Origin of the sequence: Clostridium sp. (assembly GCF_026168755.1) — a bacterium.
Lineage (GTDB): Bacteria > Bacillota > Clostridia > Clostridiales > Clostridiaceae > Clostridium.
Genome location: NZ_JAPFDR010000005.1, coordinates 20350 through 32598, shown reverse-complemented (window position 1 = coordinate 32598; position 12249 = coordinate 20350). Strand labels below are relative to the sequence as shown.

General features: G+C 29.9%; 14 protein-coding genes. All 14 read right to left on the bottom strand.

Annotated elements, in window-relative coordinates; genetic code table 11:
- Positions 1-58: 58 nt before the first annotated feature.
- Entirely contained in the window at positions 59-313 is a 255-nt protein-coding gene (gene spoIIID / locus Q0Y03_RS03340; protein ID WP_133014069.1) for a sporulation transcriptional regulator SpoIIID, read from the bottom strand.
- Positions 314-429: 116 nt separating this feature from the next.
- Positions 430-1254, bottom strand: a complete 825-nt coding sequence (locus tag Q0Y03_RS03335) for a M23 family metallopeptidase (RefSeq protein ID WP_297712421.1) — start codon at positions 1252-1254, stop codon at positions 430-432.
- Between the two features lie 126 nt (positions 1255-1380).
- On the bottom strand, positions 1381-2643 hold the full coding sequence (murA, locus tag Q0Y03_RS03330; protein WP_297712420.1) for a UDP-N-acetylglucosamine 1-carboxyvinyltransferase: 1263 nt from the start codon (positions 2641-2643) through the stop codon (positions 1381-1383).
- Positions 2644-2663: 20 nt separating this feature from the next.
- Complete coding sequence (locus Q0Y03_RS03325; protein WP_297712419.1) at positions 2664-3305, bottom strand: hypothetical protein; 642 nt, start codon at positions 3303-3305, stop codon at positions 2664-2666.
- A gap of 325 nt (positions 3306-3630) precedes the next feature.
- Positions 3631-4032, bottom strand: a complete 402-nt coding sequence (locus tag Q0Y03_RS03320; RefSeq protein ID WP_297712418.1) for an ATP synthase delta/epsilon chain alpha-helix domain-containing protein — start codon at positions 4030-4032, stop codon at positions 3631-3633.
- A gap of 12 nt (positions 4033-4044) precedes the next feature.
- Positions 4045-5439, bottom strand: coding sequence for a F0F1 ATP synthase subunit beta (gene atpD / locus Q0Y03_RS03315; protein WP_297712417.1), 1395 nt, complete (start codon positions 5437-5439; stop codon positions 4045-4047).
- Positions 5440-5454: 15 nt separating this feature from the next.
- Positions 5455-6300 carry an ATP synthase F1 subunit gamma gene (gene atpG / locus Q0Y03_RS03310; RefSeq protein WP_297712416.1) on the bottom strand — a complete coding sequence of 282 codons (846 nt, stop codon included), beginning with the start codon at positions 6298-6300 and terminating at the stop codon, positions 5455-5457.
- A gap of 36 nt (positions 6301-6336) precedes the next feature.
- Complete coding sequence (gene atpA / locus Q0Y03_RS03305) at positions 6337-7851, bottom strand: F0F1 ATP synthase subunit alpha (RefSeq protein WP_297712415.1); 1515 nt, start codon at positions 7849-7851, stop codon at positions 6337-6339.
- Between the two features lie 10 nt (positions 7852-7861).
- Positions 7862-8401 carry a F0F1 ATP synthase subunit delta gene (locus tag Q0Y03_RS03300; protein ID WP_297712414.1) on the bottom strand — a complete coding sequence of 180 codons (540 nt, stop codon included), beginning with the start codon at positions 8399-8401 and terminating at the stop codon, positions 7862-7864.
- Positions 8402-8403: 2 nt separating this feature from the next.
- Positions 8404-8883, bottom strand: a complete 480-nt coding sequence (locus tag Q0Y03_RS03295) for a F0F1 ATP synthase subunit B (RefSeq protein WP_297712413.1) — start codon at positions 8881-8883, stop codon at positions 8404-8406.
- A 35-nt stretch (positions 8884-8918) separates the two neighbouring features.
- Positions 8919-9152 (bottom strand): ATP synthase F0 subunit C, encoded by a 234-nt coding sequence (gene atpE, locus Q0Y03_RS03290; RefSeq protein ID WP_297712412.1) that lies wholly within the window; start codon positions 9150-9152, stop codon positions 8919-8921.
- A gap of 16 nt (positions 9153-9168) precedes the next feature.
- The gene (locus tag Q0Y03_RS03285) at positions 9169-9852 is read right to left on the bottom strand and encodes a F0F1 ATP synthase subunit A (protein ID WP_297712411.1); all 684 of its coding nucleotides are present in this window, start codon (positions 9850-9852) and stop codon (positions 9169-9171) included.
- Positions 9853-10224 carry an ATP synthase subunit I gene (locus Q0Y03_RS03280; RefSeq protein WP_297712410.1) on the bottom strand — a complete coding sequence of 124 codons (372 nt, stop codon included), beginning with the start codon at positions 10222-10224 and terminating at the stop codon, positions 9853-9855. It lies immediately after the preceding gene.
- A gap of 654 nt (positions 10225-10878) precedes the next feature.
- Positions 10879-12060, bottom strand: a complete 1182-nt coding sequence (locus Q0Y03_RS03275; RefSeq protein ID WP_297712409.1) for an acetyl-CoA C-acetyltransferase — start codon at positions 12058-12060, stop codon at positions 10879-10881.
- Positions 12061-12249 lie beyond the last annotated feature (189 nt).

Sequence of the window (12249 nt, the reverse complement as noted above, 5' to 3'; positions counted from 1 at the left end):
TTCTACAAATTTATTCCTACTATAATTATATATGTAATGAATTTATCATTCAATATTTTTATAATTCGTTTTCCTTGTATTTCATTTTTGTAGCTTCTCCGCCTCTTATATGTCTTTCTGATTTATTTAATTCCAATATTAAATGTGTTTGTTCTGCTATTGCTGGATTAATTTTAGGTAACCTTTCAGTCATATCCTTATGAATAGTACTCTTACTTACACCAAATACTTTTGCTGTTTTTCTTATTGTAGCCTTTGAGTCAATTATATACTGCGCAACTTCTAAAACTCTTTCTTCAATATAATCTTTCAAAACTCTACCTCCTTAACCTCTATTTATTATTTACTCAACATAAAAAATTCATAAAGTTTAGATAAAAAATAAATATTTTTAAGTATCAACCATAAAATGGTTGATACTTAAAATAATTACTTTAAATCAAAGTATGCACTAGGATCAACATCATTTCCATTTGCATCTTGTACTTGAACATTTAGTACATCACCACAAACTTTTGATGTAAATATACCTGAAGTGTTACCAACTGTACCTATTTCTGTTCCAGTACTAACAACATCTCCAACTGCAACTTTAACCTCTTCGCTTAAGTTAGTGTACTTTGTCTTTAATCCATTTGCATGGGCAATAACTACATAAGTACCATCAGTAGTGTTACTTGCTACTTCTTCGACCTGTCCTTCAGCAGCAGCTTTAACTATAGTTCCTACTGAAGCATTAATATCAATACCTCTTCTAGATATATCTTCACTTCTAGTTTCATCTACATAAATTCTAATCATTGTTCCAAACTCTCTTGAAATAGCTACACTACCATCTATAGGTAATGATAAAACTACTTGTGTATCTGTTCCTGCAGAAACATCTGCCACTTCTTCTTCTGTAACTTGATTTTCAGCAACTTCTTCTTGATCATTAATTGCTACTTCTTCCTCTGCATTTACAACCTCTGGCTCAGATAAACTTTCCTCATTACTATTAGCTAATTCATCGTTATTTTCTACTCTTTCAGCATTTTGCTTATTAAAGTTAGAATCTGTTTCTGAAGAAGTATTATCCTCCACCTCATTTAAAGATAATTCGTTATTTACCTTATTTTGTTCATTAGCAACAGAGTTTTTTCTAATTGTAAATGCTGCTACAGTTGCAACAATACATAGGCAAACAAATAATACTAAGTAAAAGCCCTCCTTTCTGAAAAAGTCCTTTACTTTATTTTTTTTATTTTGGTCCATTTAAACACCTCCTGTTTTGTATTCTTGCCCGTAAAAGTAAATTAATTCATTTTAAATACAACTTTTATACGTCAAATTTCTACAAAAAACAAAAAAAATTAGGAGCCATCAAGTGACTCCTAAGTGTTATCTATAAGTTCTATATATTTCTGCTCCAAGTTTTCTAAACTTATCCTCTATATTAGTATATCCCCTATCTATATGATATATTTCTCCTATCTCTGTTTGCCCATTTGCAACTAACCCAGCTAAAATCATAGCTGCTCCAGCTCTTAAATCAGTAGCCTTAACTTCACATCCAGTAAGATTATTTACCCCTTCAACAATTGCAACTCTTCCATCAATCTTAATGTTTGCTCCCATTCTACCAAGCTCTCCAACATGCATAAATCTATTTTCAAATACAGTTTCAGTTATTACACTAGCACCCTTAGTAATTGATAATAATGCCATCATTTGTGCCTGCATATCAGTTGGAAATCCAGGATAAGGCATTGTTTTTATATCTACAGGTCTTTTTTCTCCTGTTCCATCTACTATCATCTTTTCCCCATCCATATTGCAATAAACACCACACTCTTTTAATTTTTCAATTGTTGGCATCAAATGTTCTTGATTAACTCCATTTATAGCTATCTTACTATTTGTTATTCCTGCTGCAACCATAAATGTACCAGCTTCAATCCTATCAAAAATCGGTGTAAATGGTTCAGGCTGCTTTAATTCTGATACACCATGTATGGTTATTCTTCCATATCCAGCCCCTTCTATTTTTGCACCCATACTATTTAAAAATCTTGCCAAATCCCATATTTCTGGTTCTTCAGCTGCATTTTCTATAATTGTAATTCCAGATGCTAACACAGAAGTCATCATAATATTTTCAGTAGCTCCTACAGATGGGAAATCTAAGTATATTCTATTTCCATGTAGATTTTTAACTTTAGCTTCAACATATCCATATCCTATTTCAGAATCTATTCCTAATGTTTTAAATCCTTTCAGGTGAAGATCTACAGGTCTACTTCCTATATTACATCCTCCTGGCATTGATATTTTACATCTTCCAAATCTAGCTAACATCGGCCCCATTACTAAAAACGATGCTCTCATCTTACGTATTAACTCATTATTTGCTTCTATTTCTCTTAAGTTTGAAGTATTTATTTTTAAATCTCCTGTTATTGGCGAAAACTTCACTTCACAGTTTAACTCCCTTAATAAATTTATTAAAACTGTTACATCTTCTAACATAGGTACTTTTTTTAGAATTATCTCTGTGGGATTTAAAATAGTTGCAACTATTATAGGTAATACTGCATTCTTTGCAACACTTATATCAACTTCTCCTTGAAGTTTTCTTCCACCTCTAACTATAATCTTTTCCATATTATCCTCCATATTTATTGTTAGTATGTTACGAAAATTATCGGCGTTCCTATAATTAAATATGAACCTGTATCGTAAGTAATTTGTCCAATGTTTAAATTTGTTCCATCTATCATTGTTGCTTTTGCTATACTACCATTGCTTATATCTAAATTTTCATTGATTTTTATTTTTAATTTATTTTCTACATCTTCAAATATATTTTTATCTTCTGTTTTTATCTTTCCCTTTATAAATGAAAAATACCTCTCATTTATAAAATTACTACTTCTAATTTCCTCAACTAATCCCCTTAAATAACTTTCAGATAAAGTCCTATCTGTATTAATAACTATCACTTCAACTTTCGTTAATCCACTATAATTATAAATATTAACACTATAATTAATATTTTCACTTTTTGCAGATATAGAATTTTCACTTCTGGTTACTATTAAATCATTTTTATATTGAAAAATTTTATCAATTCTATCAAGTTCATCATCAATATCTACTTTTGTTGTATACTCTAATTTCATTCCATTTTGTATAAATTCATATTCATTTAATACATATCGCTCAACTTCATTAAATAAATCCTTCTTTGCTTCACACTCATATTCTTTTCCATTAATAATTAATAGAGAAAAGATTGAAAGAAATACAAAAAATATCTTTTTCATATTATAATCCCCTGCCCTTCCTCTAAAATTATTGTCCAAACTATATTTTTTTATACAATAAAATTAAGAAATTTAATAATGTGTTTGCTTATAAGTGATGTTATAAACTTTTGATTTAGTTAACTGAAGTTACATCTACAATTTTGATGCGTAGTATATTTTCTTATAATATATATATATTATAATCCCCCTAGAATAGTTCGCTTTCATCTTAAAATTTTATAAATCTCTACTATATTCGTCTATATACAACAGTATGTTCAAAATTTTCTACTTTTATATATAATATTCAAAAAAATAAAGAAGCCACTTATTAGTGACTTCTTTATTTCAGTTCTAATCTAGCTTTAGCTCTTGCCTCTGCCCTTTTAGCTCTTTCAATATCAATATTATTCTTTTCTTTATTATTTAATCTATCTTGAGCTCTCTTAAGAGACTGCTCAGCACGATCTCTATCAATCTCTTCTGGTAAATTAAAAGAATCACAACAAAAATTAATTATATTATCTTTAATATAAACAATTCCTGATGATGTAAATAATTTTTTCTTATTTCCATCTATAGTAGTATACGTAGTTATAGTCGGTATAGTTGCTATTATAGTTGGTGCATAATTTGCTAAAAATTCTATTTTACCATCACCTTCAGTTGTTGCTAAACTAACTATTTCCTCAGTTAGTACCTCACGTCCTGGAGCTACAATATTAAGTTTTATTAATTTTCCCATAAAGCATATCTCCTATTTCATGCTATTTGCTTTTTCTACAACTTCTTCAATTGTACCTGCAAATAAGAATGCTGATTCAGGTAAGTGATCGTATTTTCCTTCTAATATTTCTTTAAATCCTCTTACTGTTTCCTTTACTGGAACATATCTTCCTTGCATTCCTGTAAATTGTTCAGCAACTGTAAATGGTTGAGATAAGAATCTTTGAATTCTTCTTGCTCTAGCAACTACAGCTTTATCTTCATCTGATAATTCATCTACACCTAAAATTGCAATGATATCTTGTAATTCTTTATATCTTTCAAGTATATTTTTCACTTCTGTTGCAACTTCATAATGTTCTTTTCCTACTATTCTTGGATCAAGTATTCTAGAAGAAGATTCTAGAGGATCAACTGCAGGATATATACCTAATGCTGAAATAGATCTAGATAATACAGTAGTAGCATCTAAGTGTGTAAATGTAGTTGCTGGTGCTGGGTCTGTTAAGTCATCGGCTGGAACATAAACAGCTTGAACTGATGTTATAGATCCATTTTTTGTTGAAGTAATTCTTTCCTGAAGAGCACCCATTTCAGTTGCAAGTGTTGGTTGATAACCAACTGCTGATGGTATTCTTCCTAATAATGCTGATACTTCTGAACCAGCTTGTGTAAATCTAAATATATTATCTATAAATAATAGTACATCTTGCCCTTGATCTCTAAAGTATTCAGCCATAGTTAATCCAGTTAATGAAACTCTCATTCTAGCACCTGGTGATTCATTCATTTGACCAAATACTAATGCAGTTTTATTAATAACTCCTGAATCCATCATTTCATGATAAAGGTCATTACCTTCTCTTGATCTTTCTCCTACTCCTGTAAATACAGAAAGTCCACCATGTTCTTTTGCAATATTATTAATTAATTCTTGAATTAAAACTGTTTTTCCTACTCCAGCTCCTCCAAATAGACCTATCTTACCACCTTTTTGATATGGTGCAATTAAGTCGATAACCTTAATTCCTGTTTCAAACATTTCAGGCTCTAAAGATTGTTCTTTAAAACTAGGTGCTGGTCTATGTATAGGATATGACTCTTCAGTCTCTATTTCTCCTCTATTATCTATAGGAGCACCTAATACATTAAATAGTCTTCCTAATACATTTTTCCCTACTGGTACTGATATTGGCTTTCCCGTATCTAAAGCCTTCATTCCTCTTTTTAATCCATCAGTAGATTCCATTGCTATAGCTCTAACAATATCATCCCCAACATGTTGCTCTACTTCTACAACCAGTTCTCTATCTCCCATATCAATTTTTATCTCATTGTATATGTTTGGTAAAGAATCTGAATCGAACTTTATATCAACTACAGGTCCAATTACTTGAACTACTTTTCCAATTTTACTTTCAGCCATACTTCTTCCTCCTTGCTACTTTTGAGCTTCGGCTCCCCCAACAATTTCTGAAATTTCTTGTGTTATAATACCCTGTCTAATTCTATTGAATTTAAGATTAAGAGTTTGTAGTATGTCATCTGCATTTTCAGTAGCTCCATCCATTGCCGTCATTCTGGCACTGTGCTCACTTGCTTTTGCACTAAGCATACATGTTTTTAGCTGACTTTTTAAATACATATCCATTGCATTTTTAAATACAGCCTCTTCATTTGGTTCAATTATATATTGCCCTGCATGACTAGCTTTTTTCTCTACTGGTAATATTTTAACACTCTTTACCTCTTGCTTAACAGGGGAAATGAACTCTGTATATACTATATTTACTTCAGAAACTTCTCTCTTTTCATATAAATATATAGCATCATTATATATTTTATTAACATCTTTGGTAGCAGGCATATCTGGTAAATCTACATATTCAGTATATGTATTTATTCCATATCTAGAGACATATGAAATTCCTTTACTACCTACAACTATAACTTTTGCTCCGCCACTCTTTTTAACTAAATTGTTTAAATACATAACCACATTATTATTGTAACCTGCACATAATCCAGTGTCTGAAGTTAATACAATATAGAGTTTATCTCCTTCAAAGCTATTATAATAAATTGAATCAAAATCTTCTGGCATACTAGAGACAACCTCATTAATAACTTCTTTACACAAATTATTATATTGCTCATTAGCTACAAGTTCTTTTCTTGCTTTTCTGAGTTTAGAAGTGGCGACAAGTCCCATAGCTTTAGTTATTTTTCTAGTACTTTCAACTGACTTTATTCTTCTTTTTATTTCTATAAGTCCCGCTGCGCCCACTGTTTTACCTCCTAAAGAATTGCATAGCTATTTAAGCTATGCATCTTTTAAAAATTCTTTTTTAAATTCAACTATACATTTTTCAATGCTTTCTTTTAATTCATTGTTTAATTGTTTTTCAACAATTATTTGTTTTAACACATCTCTATGATGAGTATCCATATATTCTAAGAATTCTTCTTCAAATTTTCTAATATCTTGAACTTTTATGTCTGATAAAAAGTCATTTACAGTTGCGTATAGTATAACTATTTGCTTTTCAACATCCATTGGCTTATATTGATCTTGCTTTAATACTTCTATTATTCTCTTACCTTTTTCTAATCTTCTCTTAGAGTCAGAATCTAAATCAGATCCAAATTGAGAGAATGCTGCAAGCTCCGTATACTGTGCAAGCTCTAATCTTAATGTTCCTGAAACTTGTTTCATTGCTTTAATTTGAGCATTACCACCAACTCTTGATACTGAAATACCTGCATTTACCGCTGGTCTTTGACCTGCATTAAATAGTTCACTCTCTAAGAATATTTGACCATCTGTAATTGATATTACATTAGTTGGAATATATGCTGTTACATCTCCAGCTAGTGTTTCTATAATTGGAAGTGCTGTTAATGAACCTCCTCCATTTTCTTTAGATAGCTTTGCAGCTCTTTCTAAAAGTCTTGAATGTATATAGAATACATCTCCTGGATACGCTTCTCTTCCTGGTGGTCTTCTAAGTAATAATGACATTGTTCTATATGCTACTGCATGTTTAGATAAATCATCATATATTATAAGAACATCTTTCCCCTTATGCATAAAGTATTCACCCATACTACATCCTGCATATGGTGCTAAGTATTGAAGTGGAGCACTTTCTGATGCTGTTCCTGCAACAACTATTGAATAATCTAAAGCTCCCATTTCTTCTAATGTGTTAACTATATGTGCAACTGTTGATTGTTTTTGTCCAATAGCTACATATACACATATAACATCTTTACCTTTTTGATTTAATATAGTATCTATAGCAATAGCTGTTTTACCAGTCTGTCTATCACCTATAATAAGCTCTCTTTGACCTTTTCCTATTGGAACCATAGAATCTATTGCTTTAATCCCTGTTTGTAAAGGTTCATTAACTGAAGATCTATCAATTATACTTGGTGCTGGTACCTCTATAGGTCTGCTGCCTGAATAATTAATAGGTCCCTTTCCATCAATTTCTTCACCAAGAGAGTTTACAACTCTACCTAAAAGTCCTTCACCTACAGGAACTTCAACTATTCTATTAGTTCTTTTAACTATATCGCCTTCTTTTATTCCTTCTTCAGAACCTAATAAAACACATCCAACATTATCTTGCTCTAAATTTAAAGCCATTCCAAATATTCCATTTGGAAATTCTAAAAGCTCACCTTGCATACAATCATCTAATCCATATACTCTAGCAATACCATCACCAATTTGGATTATTGTTCCTGAATCTGAAGTTTGGATTTGATTTTCATATCTTTGTATTTCCTTTTTAATGATAGATGTTATTTCTTCTGGTTTTATATTCATGCAATCACCTCTATTCTGTAGCAAGCATTAGCTTTTCTAAATCGTCTAATCTTGTCTTTACAGTCCCATCTATAACGTCATTTCCTATTCTTACATAAATTCCGCCTAGAATTTCTGGATCTATTTCTTTTTTTAATATAACTTCTTTATTATACTTTTTTTCAAGCTTTTCTACCAATGAATTGTACTCATTTTCTTCTAATGGTACAGTAGTTTTTACAATTCCTTGTAATACATTTAACTTTTCTAAATGGATTTTCTCCATTTCTCTTAATTTTTCTTTTAAGAATAAAATTCTATCTTTTTCTATTAATATTAATAAAAATGATAAAAGCTCTTCATCTATTTTACCTTTAAATATATTAATAAAAGTCTTTTTCTTTTGCTTTGTACCTATTTGTGGATGTTTTATTACTTCAAAGAAATCTTTATTACTTTCAATTAGTTCACAAATCTCTCTTAAGTCACCTAGGTACTCATCAACTTTTCCCTTTTTTTCTGCCACTTCATATAGTGCCAGTGCATATCTTCGGTCTAAATATTCGTACATATTTAATTACCCACCTCAGAAATAAATTCATCAATTAATTGTCTATTTTTTTCTTCATCAATATTTTTTTCTATTACTTTTCTAGAAAGGTCTAAAGCTAAATCTATAGCTTCTTTCTTTAAAGCATATTCTGCTTTTTCTTTTTCTCTTTCTATTTCTACTTTTGCTCTTTCTATAATTAAATTTGCTTCTGATTTTGCCTCTTCAACAATTTCATCATATATTTTTTCAGCTTTTTTCTTATGTCTTTCTGTAATAGCTTTACCTTCTTCTCTAGCTCTTTGTAGCTCTCTTTCATTATTAATAGCTAAAGTTCTTGCTTTTTCAAGCTCTTCATCTGCACTATCTAACTTGTGAGATATTTCATTTTCTCTAGCTTCAACTATTAATTTAACTTTTTCAAAGAAGAAATATTTTAATCCAAAGAATAGAATTAAAAAGTTAACTATTGTGGCTAATATAATACCTGGATTAAATTCCATTACTTATTCTACCCCCTTCTGGAGTTATTAAAATATTATGCTACTCCAACAAATATTAATAAGATTGATACTAGTAATCCATAAATAGCAGTTGCTTCAGCAAACGCAGAACCTATAACTAATGTTGTAGTAATTTTTCCTGTTGCTTCTGGATTTCTTGCAACACCTTCAACAGCTTTTCCTGTAGCATTTCCTATACCAATACCTGCTCCTAAACCTACTAATACTGCAATTGCTGCTCCTAATGCTCTCATTCCTAAATCACTCATTTTAAATTTCCTCCTCTTAATTATGTTCAGATACTATTTTAATATTTATCATTGTTAACATTACAAAAATTACTGCTTGAATACCACCATCAAATATATCGAAATATAAATGTAATGGAATAGGTATAACAAGCTGTGCAAACCATGCTATTTTCTCTAAACTTTCATAAACAAGTTCAACTATAAAAGTAGCTGCTAGCATATTACCAAAAAGTCTTAACGACAATGATATTGGTAACATTACCCTTTCTAATATTGTAATAGGTAATATAAAAGATACGGGCTCTAAATAGCCTTTAAAATAACCTCCAATACCATTCTTTTTAATGGCATATCCTTGTACCATTACAAACGACATTAAGCCTAATGTTAATGTAACACTAAAATTCTTTGTTGGTGGAGATATTCCTACTAATCCAGTTAAATTCATTACTAGAACAAATATTCCTAGTGTTCCTATAAAAGGAACTATCCCTATAAAGCTTTCTCCAACATTGCTTACTACTGCATTATTTAGCATATTATAAATCCATTCAACAATAGTTTGCTTCTTAGTTGGTCTTATCTGCATATTTCGTGTAGACCACCATGCTAATGCTAAAATTAGTAATACAATTACTAATTCAACTATTACTTCTGGCTTTATATCAATTGCTATTTTACCTAAGTAAAAAGAAAATATAGCTTCTGATTGTTCCATCTATTCACTTCCCTTCTGCACTTTTATAGTAGTTATTACTAGTATTATATAATGTATAAAAAATCCTATTAGAAAAGCTAGTAAATAGCTTATCTTTTTAGAAAAAACTACCGCTATAGCAACTATACTTACTATCCTTATTAAATAACTTAAGAAAAATAAAATTGATTTATTTTTTTTAGATTTCCTTAAAAATTTATTGGTAGCGAATGCTGAAACAATAAAGTTTACCATTGAAACAATTGTTCCAACTAATAATATAGCTCCACTTTTATATTTCCCTAAAAATACGAATATTAAAAATAAAACAATCCCACTTATTAAATCATTTTTTGCTACAGATTTGACTATTTTATTTAAGTCTTCAGTCATTTTTATCTCCTAGTAAATAACTTATTTGGGATATAGTGATTTTTCCTTATTCCTATATAAAAACTAACTACGCCTTATAGTTTTATATGTATAAAAAAGCTCTTATATAGGAATACTATTAATTTATTAGTATCTTCATATCCCGGTAACAGTAGCAATTATATACCTACTTTGAAATTAATAAAAACCTAGTTTTTACTTATTTTTTACAGTTTATCGCTAAAATCGCCTATTATTAGATAATACTTCACTAATGCTCACGCAAAATCTCTTTTTTGCCTATTTTAATTTTTTTTTACACACAATTATTATTTCTTGCATTTTTTTTAATTTTCTTAAAATTCTTATTTTTTTATTTTTTTCTTTTGATAACGTTTTATAGTTTTATTATGTTATTTTTTTCTAATAATATTATTATTTTAAAATTTTTTCAGTTTTTTTTTATCATTTTCAAACTTGCATTCTACTATATTATGTGATTTTTTTATTGTATTTGAATAATTAAAATGCAATTTATTCATTATTTTTTTCAAATTTGTTATTATTTATTCAAATAACTATCATTAAATTTCTTTATAATATGCTAAATAGTAAAAGGAGCCTCTAAAAAGCTCCTTTTTTCACTTGCTTTTATTAATTTACTAAATAAAAAAACTAAACTCTCTCAACTACTAAAGCAGTTCCCATTCCTCCACCTATACATAAAGTTGCTAATCCCTTTTTAGCATCTCTCTTTTCCATTTCATGAAGTAATGTAACTAATATTCTAGCCCCTGAAGCTCCTACTGGATGTCCAAGTGCAATAGCACCACCATTTACATTAACTTTTTCCATATCAAAGTTTAAATCCTTAGCTACAGCTAAGCTTTGAGCCGCAAATGCTTCATTTGCTTCTATTAAATCCATATCTTCAACAGTTAATCCTGCTACTTCTAATGCTTTCTTTGTTGCATGGAATGGACCATATCCCATGATAGCAGGATCTAATCCTTTACTTCCATAAGAAACTATTTTAGCCATTGGTTTTACACCTAATTCTTGAGCTTTTTCTGCACTCATAACTACAAATGCAGCAGCTCCATCATTAATTCCTGATGCATTAGCAGCTGTTACAGTTCCATCTTTAATGAATGATGGTCTTAATTTAGCCATCTTTTCAATTGTTGATCCGAATCTTGGGAATTCATCTTGAGCAAATACTTTAGGTTCACCTTTTCTTTGAGGAATAACCACTGGTACTATTTCATCTACAAATTTACCTTCTTTAATTGCCTTTTCAGCTTTTAATTGAGAATTTAATGCAAATTCATCTTGCATTTCTCTTGTTAATCCCCATTCTTTTGCTATATTCTCAGCTGTAACTCCCATATGATAATCATTAAATGCATCCCATAAAGCATCTTTAATCATTGTATCAACCATTTTTCCATCGCCCATTCTTTGACCCCATCTAGCACCTGGCATGGCATATGGCGCTAATGACATATTTTCCATACCTCCTGCAATAACTACATCACAATCACCAGCTTTTATCATTTGAGCAGCTAAAGCAACACATCTTAAGCCTGATCCACACACTTTATTTATTGTCATTGCAGGAACTCCTACTGGTAACCCAGCTTTTACAGCTGCTTGTCTAGCTACATTTTGTCCTTGTCCTGCTTGAATAACATTTCCCATAACTACTTCTTCTACTAATTCTGGCTTAATTCCAGCTCTATTTACAGCTTCTTTAATTACTATTGATCCTAGTTCTGCTGCTGGAATATCCTTTAATGATCCTCCAAATGAACCAATTGCAGTTCTTACTGCACTAACTATTACTACTTCTCTCATAAAAACTTCCTCCCATTACTATACCCATAAAATCATAATAGTGTTAATTGTTAAACAATTAACACTATTATTATACCACTTTATTTTTTCCATTATCAACTAATTTTAAAAATATTTTACCTTATATTATTTTTTTACCTTTTATTCTCTTTATATTCTTATATTTTATTGTTTCCGATACAATATCAT